Source organism: Cupriavidus sp. MEYA8 (genome assembly GCF_059278825.1).
In genome coordinates this window covers 3,395,106-3,411,163 of record NZ_CM181221.1, presented here as the reverse complement: position 1 = coordinate 3,411,163, position 16,058 = coordinate 3,395,106, and the positions used below count along the sequence as shown (strand labels likewise).

Genomic DNA, 16,058 nt, shown 5'->3' with positions numbered 1-16,058 from the left:
AATCGCTGCGAGTGTCGGCACGCGTACGCGCCGCTGGCCGTCCCCGCGCGGCGTACCCGGATCAGCGCTCGTCGTAGCTGACCACTACCCGCGGCGTCAGCGCGCGCGCCTGGCAGGTGAGCACGAAGCCCTTTTCCATCTCCCACGGCTCGAGCGTGTAGTTCTTCTCCATCTCGACCTGGCCTTCCAGCACCTTGGCGCGGCAGGTGCAACAGACGCCGCCCTTGCAGGCGTACGGCAGGTCGAGCCCGGCGGCCAGCGCGGTATCGAGCACGTTGGCGTCTTCCATCGGCAGGCGCATGCTGTGCTGCTTGCCGTCGAGCACGACCACCAGCTCGGCGGTGCCCGCATGGTCGGCATGCGCGTGCGACGGCTTGGGCCTGGCCTGCGCGAGCGGCACGCCGAAGCGCTCGGCGTGGATACGGTGCGGATCCACGCCAGCGTCGCGCAGCGCCGCCTCGGCTTCGTCGATCATCGACGCAGGCCCGCAGATGAAGGCCGCATCGATGTCGTCCACCGGGATCAGGGTCCGCAGGAAGGCGGTGACGCGGTCGTGGTCAACCCGGCCGTGCAGCAGGTCGACCTCCTGCGGCTGGCGCGACAGCACGTGGTACAGCGTGAAGCGCGACAGGTACTGGTTTTTCAGGTCTTCCAGTGCCTCGGAAAAGATGATGCTGTCGACATTGCGGTTGCCGTAGACCAGCGTGAAGCGGCTGCGCGGCTCGGCCTGCAGCGTGGTGCGGATCAGCGACAGCACCGGCGTGATGCCGCTGCCCGCGGCAAAGGCGACATAGTGGCGCGCCGCCGCAGGATCCAGCGGCACGTTGAAGCGGCCATCTGGCGTCATCACGTCGATCACCTGGCCGGGTGCGATGGTGTCGTGGAGATGGGACGAAAACAGCCCGTCCTCGACCAGCTTCACCGCCACGCGCAGCTCGCCTTGTGCGTCATAGTCCTGCACCGCCGAGCAGATCGAATACGAGCGCCGCAAGTCCTTGCCGTCGACCGGCGCCTTCAGCGTCAGGAACTGGCCCTGGGTGAAGCGGTAGGCGTCGCGCAGCGTTTCCGGCACCTCGAACGCGATCGAGATGGTGTCGGCAGTCTCGGGGCGCACCTGCGCCACGCGCAGCGGGTGGAACTGTGGGGTCATGGCAGCCTGGCTTCGGCCCGGCGGGGCTCAGTAGGGTTTGAAATAATCGAACGGCTCGCGGCAGTCCAGGCAGCGGTACAGTGCCTTGCACGCCGTCGAGGCGAAGCGCGAGATTTCCTGCGTGTGCACGCTGCCGCAGCGCGGGCAGGCGACGCGGTCCGGGGCGCCGGCGCGCGCGGCACGCGGGACGAAGTGCAATGGTCGCGCCGTGGCTGGCGCGCCGCACTGGCCGGGCGGCGCGATGCCGAATTCGCGCAATCGCTCACGCGCGGCGGGGGTGATCCAGTCGGTGGTCCACGCCGGCGCCAGCACGGTGCGCAGGCGCCACGGTGCCAGGCCGGCGGCGTCGAGCGCATGGCCGATGTCCTCGGCGATCTGCGACATCGCCGGGCAGCCGGAGTAGGTGGGCGTGATGGTCACCTCCAGCGTGCCGTCGGCATCGGCGCTGATCCCGCGCAGGATGCCGAGGTCGCGGATCGACACCACCGGGATCTCCGGGTCGGGGACCGCTTCCAGCGCCGCCCATGCCTGCGCGACGCGCGCATCGGCGGCAGTGTTCGCCGGGCGGGGCAGGGTGGTGACGTTCATGCCAGTCATTCCTTTGCGGCGAAGCGGGCAATTACCATTGCGCGCCCGGATGGGCCCGCGCCAGCCCTTGCATCTCGCCCAGCAGGTAGCTCATGTGTTCAGAATGCACGCCGAGCTTGCCGGTGGAGACAAAGCTGCTCGCCGGCGGCAGCGCCAGCGTGGCGGCTTGCAGGGTCTCGGCGACGGTCGCGTCCCACGCAGTTCGCAGCGAGGCGGTGACGACGCCAATGCCCTGCGCAGCGGCTTCGGTTTCCACCGGGTCATCGGCAAAGCACTCATTCATATAGGGCAGCAGGTGGTCCAGGGCCCGCTGCATGCGGGCATGCGACGCTTCGGTGCCGTCGCCCAGGCGCACCACCCAGCCGGCGGCATGGTGCAGGTGGTAGCTCGCCTCCTTGACCGACTTGGCGGCGATGGCGGCGAGCTGCGCATCGCTGCTGGACTTCAGCGCTTGCCACAGCTCGACCATCAGCGCGCTGTACAGGAAGTTGCGCATGATGGTGACCGCGTAGTCGCGTTCCGCGGCGGCGGTGCCGGCCAGCGGGCCGCGGTGGGGCAGTTCCGCCAGCGTCCAGTTGCGGAAGTCGCGCTCGGCGCGCCAGTAGGCATAGTCGTCTTCATGCCGTGGCAGGCCGGTCAGCTCGCCTTCCAGTTCGCCGGCGCGCCCGTACAGCAGGCGTGCCTGGCCGATCAGGTCGAGGCTGATGTTGGCCAGCGCAATGTCTTCTTCCAGCACGGGGCCGTGGCCGCACCATTCGGCATTGCGCTGGCCGAGCACCAGCGCGTTGTCGGCCAGGCGCAGCACATAGCGCAGCGCGGCGGTGCGGGCCGGCGGCAAGTGATCCAGGGAAGCGGGTTGCGGGGACGCGGTCATCGTGCGTGGCCCTTACATATGGTTGACTTCGTCGGGCAGCTGGTAGAACGTCGGGTGCCGGTAGATCTTGTCGGCCATGGGGTCGAACAGTTCCGGCTTTTCCTCCGGCACGCTCGCCGTGATGGCGGCGGACGGCACTACCCAGATCGACACGCCTTCCTGGCGCCGCGTGTAGACATCGCGCGCCATGTGCAGCGCCTGCTGCGCGTCGGCGGCGTGCAGGCTGCCGCAGTGCTTGTGCTCCAGGCCTTGCTTGCTGCGCACGAACACCTCCCACAGCGGCCATTCCTTGCGGTTCATCGTTGTCTCCTCAGTCCTTGCGTGCTGGCTGCGGTTTGGGTTCAAGCAGGGATCAGGCAGCCGCGCGGCGCTCGCCCGCTTCGCGCTCGGCCTGCTTGGCCGCGTGGGCCAGTGCGGCTTCGCGGACCCAGGCGCCGTCCTCGTGCGCCTTGACGCGCGTGGCCAGGCGCTCCCGGTTGCAGGGGCCGTCGCCGTTGATCACGCGCCAGAACTCGTCCCAATCCAGCGGGCTGCAGTCATAGTGGGCGCGCTCGGCGTTCCATTGCAGTCCCGGGTCGGGCAGGGTCACGCCCAGTACCCGCGCCTGTTCCACCGTGGCATCGACGAACTTCTGGCGCAGGTCGTCATTCGAGATGCGCTTGATGCCCCAGGCCATGGTCTGCGCGCTGTTGGTCGAGGCCGCATCGGGCGGGCCGAACATCATCAGCACCGGGAACCACCAGCGGTTGACCGCGTCCTGCACCATCTCGCGCTGGGCGTCGGTGCCGCGCATCATCGCCAGCAGCGCGTCGAATCCCTGGCGTTGGTGAAACGACTCTTCCTTGCAGATGCGGATCATGGCGCGCGCATACGGGCCATACGAGCAGCGGCACAGCGGGATCTGGTTCATGATCGCCGCGCCGTCCACCAGCCAGCCGATCACGCCCACGTCGGCCCAGGTCAGCGTCGGGTAGTTGAAGATGGACGAGTACTTGGCCTTGCCGCTGTGCAGCGCGTCGACCAGCTCGTCGCGCGAAGCATCCAGCGTTTCGGCCGCGGAGTAGAGGTACAGGCCGTGGCCGCCTTCGTCCTGCACCTTGGCCAGCAGGATCGCCTTGCGCTTGAGTGACGGTGCGCGGCTGATCCAGTTGCCCTCGGGCAGCATGCCGACAATCTCGGAATGCGCGTGCTGGGAAATCTGCCGCACCAGTGTCTTGCGGTAGGCCGCCGGCATCCAGTCCTGCGGCTCGATCTTGCCGTCGGCGGACACGCGCGCGTCAAAAGCGGCCTGGCGGACCTCATCGTCCTGAGGGTCCTGAGGGGCAGCGATCTGGGCGGAGTCAGCTTGGCCGGGAACGTCCAGGCTTTGGGTGTACATAGCGCCTCCTCTGGCGGGGGGCCGCGGCTGGGTGGGTGACCGTTGGTGCGGCGGCTGGCCCTATTATATATAAGCCGACCGGTCGGTCAATTTAAGCCGCGCCGGGTTTGTGTTGGTCGTCGCCGGGGCAGCGACATCACGTGACGGCCGGGGCACGTGTAGTATCAGAGACGGAACGGCCTCGTGCTGTCCAACCCTTATTCCCTTTGTCTACGGAGGTAACGCAAATGGCAAGCGCGGCATACAGCAAGATCGTGGTGGCGGTGGATGGCAGCAGCACGTCCGGACTGGCACTGGCCGAAGCCATCCGCGTAGCGGCGCCGGGCGGTGCCACGGTGCTGGCGCTCTATGTCGTCGACACGGGTACGCCGATGTTCGACGTGGGCTACTACGATCCGAGCCAGCTGCAGAAGGCATTCGAGGAAAGCGGCCAACGCGCGCTGCAGGACGCCGCGCAGCAACTGTCAGCGGCCGGCGTGCCGCATGAAACCCGGCTGGTCACCGAGGCGCCGGTGCCCGGCGATATCGGTGCATCGATCAACGAAGCCGCGCGTCAGTGGGGTGCGGACCTGCTGGTAATCGGCACGCACGGGCGGCGGGGTGTGCGCCGGCTGGTGCTGGGCAGCGTGGCGGAAGCGGTGATCCGGCAGTCGACTACGCCGGTGCTGCTGGTGCGCGGCGAAGCCAAGGCCGACTAAGCATGCGAAAGACGCCGGACTGGCGCGGCGTCTCGGTTTGGACGCGGTCGTCAATCGCGACAGGGGTCATCCGGCGAAGCGGAAATGGCCGCTGCGCAGCACGATCTCGCGCGCCTGGGTCAGCTCGAACAGGCTTTCGGCGAGGCTTTCGATGCGCTGGCGATTACTGGTGAAGGCGGCAACCAGGTCTTCCTCGCGCGGCGAGCGCGCACCGAAGTGGGCCTCAAGGGCTTCCGCGGTGACGGAATACTGAGTCGGACTGCCATTGACCGTAGCGGGGCAGGACAGCGTGAGGCTGGCTGCGCAGTAGGTCGGGACGCTGCGAGGGAACGTGATCTCAGGCATGGCGTGCCTCGTGCTGGCGACGGACGTATTCAATCATTCTAGGTCACCACGGCCTGCCGTAAAGGTCCGGAAAGGACTTCGGCGCACCGATTGCCGATGCCATATGGCGCCTGGCTGGCGTCACCAATGCGTTGCCACTCTGCAACATGGATGTTGCAATGCAGCAAAGAAGGGCGAGTAACCGCGCTTCCATGCGATCCCCTGCTCGGGCGCAACAAAAGACTTCTGTGCTGCGCCATGGCCAAGGTGTAGCCCTTGCCAGGGCTTGGTGTGCAACGGGTGTTGCAATGGCCGGCATCAGGGCAAAAAAAACCCACGCAGGTTGTGCGTGGGTTGGAATCCACCGAGGTGGTGGAGGAGACAGACTTCACTATACATGGTTTGTTGCGTCGCACCAAGTGCAGTTGTGTCAATGTCTTGCGATGCGCACAATGCTGTTGTGTGGGTACAACAAAAAATCGAAATGCTGCCCTAGCGGAATAGATAAGCGGCGCCAACAGCACAAAAAATACCGGCAGCATCTGCAACCAGGGCGCAGCCCAGCGCGTGCCGCGTATTTCGCACATTGATGCTGCCGAAGTAGACCGCCAACACATAGAAAGTAGTTTCCGTCGACCCCTGAATGATGGCCGCAAGGCGACCCTGGAACGAGTCGACCCCATAAGTCGTCATCACATCGACCATCAACCCGCGCGCACCGGCGCCTGACAGGATCTTCATCAGGCCCACCGGCAGGGCCGGGACAAAATCGGTATTGATGCCGAGATGCGCAAAGCCCAGCGTCAGCCAGCCCATCAGCACGTCCATGCACCCGGTCGTCCGGAACAAGCCGATCGCAACCAGGATGGCGACAAGATAAGGAATGATCTGCACGGCCACGCCGAAGCCTTCCTTGGCGCCATCGATAAAGGCTTCGTAGACGTTGACCCGCCGCAGGGCACCGCAGGCCAGGAACAGCGTGATAAGCGACAGGATGAAGCCCGCGCCCGCCAATGCCGTCACGCTGCCGACCTGCCCGGGCGGCGCATGCTTCAGCCAGGCGAACATGCCGCCGAGCGCCGCGGCAGCCATGCCGAATGCGGCCAGCACCGCGGGCCGCAGCAGATTGAGCCGCTGTACCCAGGCGACAGCCAGCAGGCCGGCAAGGCACGAGCCACCGGTAGCCAGCAGCGTCGGCAGGAAAATATCTGCCGCATTGAAGCCCACCAGCCCCTGCTTGACGGCGATTGCCTGTCGGATCGCGATGACCGAGGTCGGGATCAAAGTCAGCCCGGCCGTATTCAGCACGATGAACATGATCTGCGCATCGGTGGCCACGTCCGGGCGACGGTTCAGCGTCTGCAGCTCGCGCATCGCATTCAGCCCGAGAGGCGTCGCGGCGTTATCCAGGCCCAGCAGGTTGGCCGACACGTTCATCATCATGGCGCCTTGCGCCGGATGGCCCTGCGGCACGCCGGGAAAGAAATGTCGCAACAACGGGTTCACCAGCCGGGCAAAGGCGTCGACGACTCCGGCGCGTTCGCCGATGCGCATGATGCCCAGCCACAGGCTCATCACGCCCGCCAGCCCTAGTGCAATTTCGAAGGCTGTGCGGGCGCTGTCGAACAGGCTCGACAGCATGGCGGGGAAGACGGCCAGGTCGCCGCTGGCGAGGCGGAAGCATGCGGCGACAAAGGAAACCAGAAAAAAACCGAGCCAGACAACGTTCAGGGCCATCGGATTGCGCAAGCAAAAAGGTCAAGGCGGAACTCTCCCGCCGGGCAGGGGCGGCTCAACCGATCTTGGCGCCGCGCTCGGCCAGCAGTTCGCGCAGCACCGACCTGTGGCAGTGCGCTTCGTCTTCGCAATAGCAGCCAAGTGAGAAATTGGTCTGGTGCGACAGCGCAGCCAGCAGGTCGAGCGTGCGGCTGCGCTCCGGCTCGGCCATTTCCTTGCGGAAATGCCGGACGAATGCTCGCCATGCCTTGTCGTCAGCCGCGCCCTGCGCCTGCGCAACCAGTTCTGGGGTAGGGGACAGGTCGGGGTACCAGACGTCGTAGTAGTCACGGCTGGCGAACTCGGACTTGGGCACGCCGCGTGGCGGCCGCCGCACAGTACCGATACGCAGTCCTTCGTCAGCTGCGCGTGGCGTTCCCAGTCTTACGATTCGGATGGTCATGGAGGATCCCGCGTTCCGGACTGCCCGCGCGACTGCGCCAGGCTGAAGCCCAGATCATGAATCAACGGGTCGTGCATGACAAACATCTGCACCTTTCTGTGACATCCCTACCCTATAAGTAGAAGAGGGCGCTGGCGCCGCCAGAAAAGAGCGGTTTGCGTTATTTTTAGGCTGGATCCGAATTATTTCCGGAAACCTCTTGCCAAGCACCTCCGGGTCCCTTAATATTCGCCCCCTCGCAACACAACGCGGCGCTGCAAGGCAGACGCAGCAAGGGTTGCGGGGTCGACCGCAAGGTTGGCGCAGCGAAGTTGGCAGCGCTGGCCGCAGCAAAAAAAGATTGCTGCAACGGTTGACGAAACGAAGAAAGCTCTGCATAATCTCGTTTCTCTGCTGCAGACAACGCAGCGCGCTGAACGGCAAAGCCGGGAAGCGAAGTTCTTTAACAAACAAACAACCGATAAGTGTGGGCGCTGGGTAGCGGACGCCGCTGTCTTCGGACAGTGTTGCTTCACAAGTTATACAGTGCTCGCACAGCAAAACGTGACTGGGTCTTCGGATCTGGTCAGTCAGTTTTCTGAGAGTGAGCGACCGCTCGAAAGAGCGAGGGTCTTCGGACCCACACAGAGATTGAACTGAAGAGTTTGATCCTGGCTCAGATTGAACGCTGGCGGCATGCCTTACACATGCAAGTCGAACGGCAGCACGGGCTTCGGCCTGGTGGCGAGTGGCGAACGGGTGAGTAATACATCGGAACGTGCCCTGTAGTGGGGGATAACTAGTCGAAAGATTAGCTAATACCGCATACGACCTGAGGGTGAAAGCGGGGGACCGGTAACGGCCTCGCGCTACAGGAGCGGCCGATGTCTGATTAGCTAGTTGGTGGGGTAAGAGCCTACCAAGGCGACGATCAGTAGCTGGTCTGAGAGGACGATCAGCCACACTGGGACTGAGACACGGCCCAGACTCCTACGGGAGGCAGCAGTGGGGAATTTTGGACAATGGGGGCAACCCTGATCCAGCAATGCCGCGTGTGTGAAGAAGGCCTTCGGGTTGTAAAGCACTTTTGTCCGGAAAGAAATCGCGCTGGTTAATACCTGGCGTGGATGACGGTACCGGAAGAATAAGCACCGGCTAACTACGTGCCAGCAGCCGCGGTAATACGTAGGGTGCGAGCGTTAATCGGAATTACTGGGCGTAAAGCGTGCGCAGGCGGTTTGATAAGACAGGCGTGAAATCCCCGAGCTCAACTTGGGAATGGCGCTTGTGACTGTCAGGCTAGAGTATGTCAGAGGGGGTAGAATTCCACGTGTAGCAGTGAAATGCGTAGAGATGTGGAGGAATACCGATGGCGAAGGCAGCCCCCTGGGACGTCACTGACGCTCATGCACGAAAGCGTGGGGAGCAAACAGGATTAGATACCCTGGTAGTCCACGCCCTAAACGATGTCAACTAGTTGTTGGGGATTCATTTCTTCAGTAACGTAGCTAACGCGTGAAGTTGACCGCCTGGGGAGTACGGTCGCAAGATTAAAACTCAAAGGAATTGACGGGACCCGCACAAGCGGTGGATGATGTGGATTAATTCGATGCAACGCGAAAAACCTTACCTACCCTTGACATGCCACTAACGAAGCAGAGATGCCTTAGGTGCCCGAAAGGGAAAGTGGACACAGGTGCTGCATGGCTGTCGTCAGCTCGTGTCGTGAGATGTTGGGTTAAGTCCCGCAACGAGCGCAACCCTTGTCTCTAGTTGCTACGCAAGAGCACTCTAGAGAGACTGCCGGTGACAAACCGGAGGAAGGTGGGGATGACGTCAAGTCCTCATGGCCCTTATGGGTAGGGCTTCACACGTCATACAATGGTGCGTACAGAGGGTTGCCAACCCGCGAGGGGGAGCTAATCCCAGAAAACGCATCGTAGTCCGGATCGTAGTCTGCAACTCGACTACGTGAAGCTGGAATCGCTAGTAATCGCGGATCAGCATGCCGCGGTGAATACGTTCCCGGGTCTTGTACACACCGCCCGTCACACCATGGGAGTGGGTTTTGCCAGAAGTAGTTAGCCTAACCGCAAGGAGGGCGATTACCACGGCAGGGTTCATGACTGGGGTGAAGTCGTAACAAGGTAGCCGTATCGGAAGGTGCGGCTGGATCACCTCCTTTCCAGAGGCTTGTGTCTCAAGCCTAGCGTTCACACTTATCGGTTTGTTTGCTGTTACAGCCAAGGGTCTGTAGCTCAGGTGGTTAGAGCACCGTCTTGATAAGGCGGGGTCGTAGGTTCAAGTCCTACCAGACCCACCAAGTTATCCGAGGGGGATTAGCTCCGCTGGGAGAGCACCTGCTTTGCAAGCAGGGGGTCGTCGGTTCGATCCCGTCATCCTCCACCACTGCCTGGTAACTTTGGTTGGCCGCCAAATGCAAGCGCTTAAGAATTGAGCGTTTGCATTTGGCATTGCCAAGCGATCGCGGGTCTGACCTGCGGATCGGCTGTTCTTTAACAATATGGGATGTAGTAAAGGTGTCGCGCGAGCGTTGATGAGACGCTGCAGTAGCAAACGCGATACCGGGTTGTGATTGTATCAACCAAAATGTATTTAAAGTGATCGAAAGATGACTTGGAATACGGCACAAATGCGAGAACTCAACCTGTAGTGAGCGGTGTCATGAGCGCAAGCTTGAGACACACTTGTTATAGGGTCAAGCGAACAAGTGCATGTGGTGGATGCCTTGGCGATCACAGGCGATGAAGGACGCGGTAGCCTGCGAAAAGCTTCGGGGAGCTGGCAAACAAGCTTTGATCCGGAGATGTCCGAATGGGGAAACCCGGCCCGTATGGGTCATCCCACACTGAATCCATAGGTGTGGGAAGCGAACGCGGCGAACTGAAACATCTAAGTAGCTGCAGGAACAGAAATCAACCGAGATTCCCAAAGTAGTGGCGAACGAAATGGGAAGAGCCTTGTACTCTTTAGCAGTGTTGTTAGCAGAACGGGATGGAAAGCCCGGCCCTAGCAGGTGATAGCCCTGTATGCGAAAACAGCGTTGTGGAACTAGGTGTACGACAAGTAGGGCGGGACACGTGAAATCCTGTCTGAAGATGGGGGGACCATCCTCCAAGGCTAAATACTCGTGATCGACCGATAGTGAACCAGTACCGTGAGGGAAAGGCGAAAAGAACCCCGGGAGGGGAGTGAAATAGATCCTGAAACCGCATGCATACAAACAGTCGGAGCCTGGAAACGGGTGACGGCGTACCTTTTGTATAATGGGTCAGCGACTTACATTCAGTGGCAAGCTTAACCGATTAGGGCAGGCGTAGCGAAAGCGAGTCCGAACAGGGCGTTGAGTCGCTGGGTGTAGACCCGAAACCAGATGATCTATCCATGGCCAGGTTGAAGGTGCGGTAACACGTACTGGAGGACCGAACCCACTAACGTTGAAAAGTTAGGGGATGAGCTGTGGATAGGGGTGAAAGGCTAAACAAATCTGGAAATAGCTGGTTCTCTCCGAAAACTATTTAGGTAGTGCCTCGTGTCTCACCTTCGGGGGTAGAGCACTGTCATGGTTGGGGGGTCTATTGCTGATTACCCCGCCATAGCAAACTCCGAATACCGAAGAGTGCAATCACGGGAGACAGACATCGGGTGCTAACGTCCGGTGTCAAGAGGGAAACAACCCAGACCGCCAGCTAAGGTCCCCAAATATAGCTAAGTGGGAAACGAAGTGGGAAGGCTAAAACAGTCAGGAGGTTGGCTTAGAAGCAGCCACCCTTTAAAGAAAGCGTAATAGCTCACTGATCGAGTCGTCCTGCGCGGAAGATGTAACGGGGCTAAGCTATATACCGAAGCTGCGGACGCACGCAAGTGCGTGGTAGGAGAGCGTTCTGTAAGCCTGTGAAGGTGTCTTGTAAAGGATGCTGGAGGTATCAGAAGTGCGAATGCTGACATGAGTAGCGATAAAGGGGGTGAAAGGCCCCCTCGCCGTAAGCCCAAGGTTTCCTACGCAACGTTCATCGGCGTAGGGTGAGTCGGCCCCTAAGGCGAGGCAGAGATGCGTAGCTGATGGGAAGCAGGTTAATATTCCTGCACCGTCGTATGATGCGATGGGGGGACGGATCGCGGAAGGTTGTCCGGGTGTTGGAAGTCCCGGTCCCTGCATTGGAGAAGGCGCTCAGGCAAATCCGGGCGCGGGATTCAAGGATGTGGGGCGAGCGGCCTAGTGCTGCGAAGCAATTGGAAGTGGTTCCAAGAAAAGCCTCTAAGCTTCAGTCATACGAGACCGTACCGCAAACCGACACAGGTGGGCGAGATGAGTATTCTAAGGCGCTTGAGAGAACTCGGGAGAAGGAACTCGGCAAATTGGTACCGTAACTTCGGGATAAGGTACGCCCTGGTAGCTTGACTGGCCTGCGCCAGAAGGGTGAAGGGGTTGCAATAAAATGGTGGCTGCGACTGTTTAATAAAAACACAGCACTCTGCAAACACGAAAGTGGACGTATAGGGTGTGACGCCTGCCCGGTGCCGGAAGATTAAATGATGGGGTGCAAGCTCTTGATTGAAGTCCCGGTAAACGGCGGCCGTAACTATAACGGTCCTAAGGTAGCGAAATTCCTTGTCGGGTAAGTTCCGACCTGCACGAATGGCGTAACGATGGCCACACTGTCTCCTCCCGAGACTCAGCGAAGTTGAAGTGTTTGTGATGATGCAATCTCCCCGCGGCTAGACGGAAAGACCCCATGAACCTTTACTGTAGCTTTGCATTGGACTTTGAACCGATCTGTGTAGGATAGGTGGGAGGCTTTGAAGCGTGGACGCCAGTTCACGTGGAGCCGTCCTTGAAATACCACCCTGGTTTGTTTGAGGTTCTAACCTTGGCCCGTGAATCCGGGTCGGGGACAGTGCATGGTAGGCAGTTTGACTGGGGCGGTCTCCTCCCAAAGTGTAACGGAGGAGTTCGAAGGTACGCTTGGTACGGTCGGACATCGTACCTAAAGTGCAATGGCAAAAGCGTGCTTAACTGCGAGACCGACAAGTCGAGCAGGTGCGAAAGCAGGACATAGTGATCCGGTGGTTCTGAATGGAAGGGCCATCGCTCAACGGATAAAAGGTACTCTGGGGATAACAGGCTGATACCGCCCAAGAGTTCATATCGACGGCGGTGTTTGGCACCTCGATGTCGGCTCATCTCATCCTGGGGCTGTAGCCGGTCCCAAGGGTATGGCTGTTCGCCATTTAAAGAGGTACGTGAGCTGGGTTTAAAACGTCGTGAGACAGTTTGGTCCCTATCTGCCGTGGGCGTTGGAATCTTGACGGGGGCTGCTCCTAGTACGAGAGGACCGGAGTGGACGTACCGCTGGTGTACCTGTTGTCTCGCCAGAGGCATCGCAGGGTAGCTATGTACGGAAGAGATAACCGCTGAAAGCATCTAAGCGGGAAACTCGCCTGAAGATGAGGATTCCCTGGAGGCTTGACCTCCTTGAAGGGTCGTTCGAGACCAGGACGTTGATAGGCTGGGTGTGGAAGCGCAGTAATGCGTTAAGCTAACCAGTACTAATTGCCCGTAAGGCTTGATCCTATAACCAGTGTGTTTCACCTGGTGTGTGTGATCGTGTCTGTGCCAGATACGCACAACCCCAACTACATCCCGATTCGTGACGCTGGCTTGAACCCCAGCGTCACAACCCCTCATGCCTGGTGACCATAGCGAGCTGGAACCACCCCTTCCCATCCCGAACAGGACCGTGAAACAGCTCCGCGCCGATGATAGTGCGGATTACCCGTGTGAAAGTAGGTCATCGCCAGGCTCTTATTGTGCAAAACCCCTCGACAGCGTGTGCTGCGAGGGGTTTTTGCTTTTCCGCTCGGCTGATTGCGTGTCGCCCCACAGCGCGACGAGGCAGCTCCAGAGCCTCCAGGAGCCGTTTTGCGAAGCCCCTATAGGGTGAGAACGTAGAAATCTAATCTACGCTTGTGGGAGCGATCAGGCGGCATCAAGCGCCACGCTGGAACGCCTTCCCTGGCCTGAAACAAGTACAGCATCCGCAACGGAAAGTGCTTGACAGGCGAGGTGAACAGCCCCATAATCGATAGTTCTCTGCGGAGAGGTGCCCGAGTGGCTAAAGGGGGCAGACTGTAAATCTGTTGGCTTACGCCTACGCTGGTTCGAATCCAGCCCTCTCCACCAGAATGCAAGACAGCAGCCGGCAATGCCGGTGAAGAAGCAGGAAAGAACCGGGCGGGTGTAGCTCAATGGTAGAGCAGAAGCCTTCCAAGCTTACGACGAGGGTTCGATTCCCTTCACCCGCTCCAGTCGCGCGGTTGTTGTCATAAAGTAGTACGTCTAGTTTCGCCCATGTGGCTCAGTGGTAGAGCACTCCCTTGGTAAGGGAGAGGTCGGCAGTTCGATCCTGCCCATGGGCACCAAACACCACCGCACTGGCATCATCGCTACCGAGACAGGAGTCGCGCAATGGCAAAGGAAAAGTTCGAGCGGACCAAGCCGCACGTGAACGTTGGTACGATTGGTCACGTTGACCATGGCAAGACCACGCTGACCGCAGCGATCGCCACGGTGCTGGCTGCCAAGTTCGGCGGTGCCGCCAAGAAGTACGACGAAATCGACGCAGCGCCGGAAGAGAAGGCACGCGGTATTACCATCAATACCGCCCACGTCGAGTACGAGACGGCCAACCGCCACTACGCGCACGTTGACTGCCCGGGCCACGCCGACTACGTGAAGAACATGATCACGGGTGCCGCCCAGATGGACGGCGCGATCCTGGTGTGCTCGGCCGCTGACGGCCCGATGCCGCAGACGCGCGAGCACATCCTGCTGGCCCGTCAGGTTGGCGTGCCGTACATCATCGTGTTCCTGAACAAGTGCGACATGGTGGACGACGCTGAACTGCTCGAGCTGGTCGAGATGGAAGTTCGCGAGCTGCTGAGCAAGTACGAGTTCCCCGGCGACGACACCCCGATCATCAAGGGTTCGGCCAAGCTGGCCCTGGAAGGCGACAAGGGCGACCTGGGCGAAGAAGCCATCATGCGCCTGGCCGACGCGCTGGACACCTACATCCCGACGCCGGAGCGTGCCGTTGACGGTACCTTCCTGATGCCGGTGGAAGACGTGTTCTCGATCTCGGGTCGCGGCACCGTGGTGACCGGCCGTATCGAGCGCGGCATCATCAAGGTCGGCGAAGAAATCGAAATCGTCGGTATCCGCCCGACCGTGAAGACCACCTGCACCGGCGTGGAAATGTTCCGCAAGCTGCTGGACCAGGGCCAGGCTGGCGACAACGTCGGTCTGCTGCTGCGCGGCACCAAGCGTGAAGACGTCGAGCGCGGCCAGGTGCTGTGCAAGCCGGGTTCGATCAAGCCGCACACGCACTTCACCGGCGAGGTGTACATCCTGTCGAAGGACGAAGGCGGCCGTCACACCCCGTTCTTCAACAACTACCGCCCGCAGTTCTACTTCCGTACGACCGACGTGACCGGCTCGATCGAGCTGCCGAAGGACAAGGAAATGGTCATGCCGGGTGACAACGTGTCGATCACCGTCAAGCTGATCGCCCCGATCGCCATGGAAGAAGGCCTGCGCTTCGCTATCCGCGAAGGTGGCCGTACCGTCGGCGCCGGCGTCGTGGCAAAGATCCTCGACTAAGTTGTTCGATTGCGAACGCGGCACCAACCGGCCGCGTTCGTTGCCAGAAAGGGTTGGCGCTAGCGTCAGCTCTCAGTAGTTTTAGGGGTATAGCTCAACTGGCAGAGCGTCGGTCTCCAAAACCGAAGGTTGGGGGTTCGATTCCCTCTGCCCCTGCCAAATCAATCAGCCGCGTCGCGAGGAGCAATCGTGACGCGGCTTAGTCTCGTTTGCGAAACATGGCCAATCCCAATGTTGAAACCGTGAACGCCAACAGCGGCAAGTGGATGCTCGGCGTCGCGGTGCTGCTGGTGGTTGCCGGCGTCATCGGTTTCTATGCACTCGCACAGCAACCGTCTTATGTACGTGGCGCTGCGCTGTTCGGCGGTATTGCACTGGGTGTCGTCGTTGCACTGGTGTCGGCACCGGGCAAGGACTTCATTGGGTTCGCCAAGGAATCGTATCGGGAAGTTCGCAAGGTCGTCTGGCCGACGCGCAAGGAAGCCGGACAGATGACGGGCCTGGTGTTTGTCTTCGTCGTAGTGATGGCACTGTTCTTGTGGTCGGCGGACAAGCTCATCGAGTGGGTTGTGTTCTCGCTCGTGCTGGGCTGGAAATAAGAGGTAGCACATGACCGATAACGCTCAGCAGGAAACCACCGCGCCGGAATCGCCTTCGTCGAAGAAGCGCTGGTATGTCGTGCATGCCTACTCCGGCATGGAGAAGAGCGTGCAGCGCGCGCTGCAGGAGCGCATCGAGCGCGCCGAGATGCAGGACAAGTTTGGCCGCATCCTGGTGCCGTCCGAAGAAGTCGTGGAAATCAAGGGCGGCCACAAGTCGGTCACCGAGCGTCGTTTCTTCCCGGGCTACGTGCTGGTGGAAATGGAAATGACCGACGAAACCTGGCACCTGGTGAAGAACACCAGCAAGGTCACTGGTTTCGTGGGCGGCGCACGCAACCGCCCGAGCCCGATTTCGCAGCGCGAAGTCGACAAGATCATGACCCAGATGCAGGAAGGGGTCGAGAAGCCGCGTCCCAAGACGCTGTTCGAAGTGGGCGAAATGGTGCGCGTCAAGGACGGCCCGTTCACCGATTTCAACGGCAACGTGGAAGAAGTGAACTACGAGAAATCGCGCCTGCGCGTCTCGGTCACCATCTTCGGACGTGCAACGCCGGTCGAACTCGAATTCGGCCAGGTCGAGAAGGTTTAAGGAATTTGCCGGTTGT

The 16,058-nt window shown here is 60.7% G+C and carries 12 protein-coding genes, 6 tRNA genes and 3 rRNA genes; 13 read left to right on the top strand and 8 right to left on the bottom strand.

Annotated elements, in window-relative coordinates; translation table 11 throughout:
- Positions 1 to 61 precede the first annotated feature (61 nt).
- Genes paaE through paaA form a run of 5 tightly spaced genes read right to left on the bottom strand, consistent with a single transcriptional unit; the run spans position 62 to position 3,990 of the window.
- The gene (gene paaE / locus AC5WJ1_RS15970; protein ID WP_133097729.1) at positions 62 to 1,150 is read right to left on the bottom strand and encodes a 1,2-phenylacetyl-CoA epoxidase subunit PaaE; all 1,089 of its coding nucleotides are present in this window, start codon (positions 1,148 to 1,150) and stop codon (positions 62 to 64) included.
- Positions 1,151 to 1,177: 27 nt separating this feature from the next.
- Complete coding sequence (gene paaD, locus AC5WJ1_RS15965; protein WP_133097728.1) at positions 1,178 to 1,738, bottom strand: 1,2-phenylacetyl-CoA epoxidase subunit PaaD; 561 nt, start codon at positions 1,736 to 1,738, stop codon at positions 1,178 to 1,180.
- A 31-nt stretch (positions 1,739 to 1,769) separates the two neighbouring features.
- A complete protein-coding gene (paaC, locus tag AC5WJ1_RS15960; RefSeq protein WP_133097727.1) occupies positions 1,770 to 2,612 on the bottom strand; it encodes a 1,2-phenylacetyl-CoA epoxidase subunit PaaC in 843 nt (280 codons plus the stop codon).
- A 12-nt stretch (positions 2,613 to 2,624) separates the two neighbouring features.
- Entirely contained in the window at positions 2,625 to 2,912 is a 288-nt protein-coding gene (gene paaB, locus AC5WJ1_RS15955) for a 1,2-phenylacetyl-CoA epoxidase subunit PaaB (RefSeq protein WP_022536879.1), read from the bottom strand.
- A 52-nt stretch (positions 2,913 to 2,964) separates the two neighbouring features.
- Positions 2,965 to 3,990, bottom strand: coding sequence for a 1,2-phenylacetyl-CoA epoxidase subunit PaaA (gene paaA, locus AC5WJ1_RS15950; protein ID WP_135706082.1), 1,026 nt, complete (start codon positions 3,988 to 3,990; stop codon positions 2,965 to 2,967).
- A gap of 227 nt (positions 3,991 to 4,217) precedes the next feature.
- On the opposite strand from paaA, the gene AC5WJ1_RS15945 reads away from it, so the two are divergent.
- On the top strand, positions 4,218 to 4,688 hold the full coding sequence (locus tag AC5WJ1_RS15945; protein ID WP_133097725.1) for a universal stress protein: 471 nt from the start codon (positions 4,218 to 4,220) through the stop codon (positions 4,686 to 4,688).
- A 66-nt stretch (positions 4,689 to 4,754) separates the two neighbouring features.
- On the opposite strand, the gene AC5WJ1_RS15940 is transcribed toward AC5WJ1_RS15945, so the two are convergent.
- From AC5WJ1_RS15940 to AC5WJ1_RS15930, 3 genes are all read right to left on the bottom strand, one after another.
- Entirely contained in the window at positions 4,755 to 5,033 is a 279-nt protein-coding gene (locus tag AC5WJ1_RS15940; RefSeq protein WP_029046679.1) for a DUF1488 family protein, read from the bottom strand.
- Between the two features lie 471 nt (positions 5,034 to 5,504).
- Positions 5,505 to 6,749 (bottom strand): nucleoside recognition domain-containing protein, encoded by a 1,245-nt coding sequence (locus AC5WJ1_RS15935; RefSeq protein WP_494476212.1) that lies wholly within the window; start codon positions 6,747 to 6,749, stop codon positions 5,505 to 5,507.
- Positions 6,750 to 6,804: 55 nt separating this feature from the next.
- Positions 6,805 to 7,191: a DUF488 domain-containing protein gene (locus AC5WJ1_RS15930; RefSeq protein WP_133097723.1), complete on the bottom strand. Its 387-nt coding sequence runs from the start codon at positions 7,189 to 7,191 to the stop codon at positions 6,805 to 6,807.
- 632 nt (positions 7,192 to 7,823) lie between these two features.
- On the opposite strand from AC5WJ1_RS15930, the gene AC5WJ1_RS15925 reads away from it, so the two are divergent.
- The 12 genes from AC5WJ1_RS15925 to nusG all read left to right on the top strand — a co-directional run bounded on the left by AC5WJ1_RS15925 (position 7,824) and on the right by nusG (position 16,042).
- Positions 7,824 to 9,355, top strand: a 16S ribosomal RNA gene (locus tag AC5WJ1_RS15925).
- A 62-nt stretch (positions 9,356 to 9,417) separates the two neighbouring features.
- A tRNA-Ile gene (locus AC5WJ1_RS15920) sits at positions 9,418 to 9,493 on the top strand.
- Between the two features lie 10 nt (positions 9,494 to 9,503).
- Positions 9,504 to 9,579, top strand: a tRNA-Ala gene (locus AC5WJ1_RS15915).
- Between the two features lie 308 nt (positions 9,580 to 9,887).
- Positions 9,888 to 12,766 (top strand): 23S ribosomal RNA (locus tag AC5WJ1_RS15910).
- Positions 12,767 to 12,881: 115 nt separating this feature from the next.
- A 5S ribosomal RNA gene (gene rrf, locus AC5WJ1_RS15905) occupies positions 12,882 to 12,995 on the top strand.
- Together the 16S, 23S and 5S rRNA genes with 5 tRNA genes alongside form the textbook arrangement of a ribosomal RNA operon.
- A gap of 294 nt (positions 12,996 to 13,289) precedes the next feature.
- Positions 13,290 to 13,375: transfer RNA gene (locus AC5WJ1_RS15900), tRNA-Tyr, on the top strand.
- Positions 13,376 to 13,426: 51 nt separating this feature from the next.
- Positions 13,427 to 13,500 (top strand) — tRNA-Gly (locus tag AC5WJ1_RS15895).
- A 39-nt stretch (positions 13,501 to 13,539) separates the two neighbouring features.
- Positions 13,540 to 13,614: transfer RNA gene (locus tag AC5WJ1_RS15890), tRNA-Thr, on the top strand.
- A gap of 46 nt (positions 13,615 to 13,660) precedes the next feature.
- On the top strand, positions 13,661 to 14,851 hold the full coding sequence (tuf, locus tag AC5WJ1_RS15885) for an elongation factor Tu (RefSeq protein WP_133098639.1): 1,191 nt from the start codon (positions 13,661 to 13,663) through the stop codon (positions 14,849 to 14,851).
- An 83-nt stretch (positions 14,852 to 14,934) separates the two neighbouring features.
- Positions 14,935 to 15,010, top strand: a tRNA-Trp gene (locus AC5WJ1_RS15880).
- A 59-nt stretch (positions 15,011 to 15,069) separates the two neighbouring features.
- A complete protein-coding gene (gene secE, locus AC5WJ1_RS15875; RefSeq protein WP_135706079.1) occupies positions 15,070 to 15,450 on the top strand; it encodes a preprotein translocase subunit SecE in 381 nt (126 codons plus the stop codon).
- 10 nt (positions 15,451 to 15,460) lie between these two features.
- Complete coding sequence (nusG, locus tag AC5WJ1_RS15870) at positions 15,461 to 16,042, top strand: transcription termination/antitermination protein NusG (protein WP_010810468.1); 582 nt, start codon at positions 15,461 to 15,463, stop codon at positions 16,040 to 16,042.
- Positions 16,043 to 16,058: the final 16 nt, after the last annotated feature.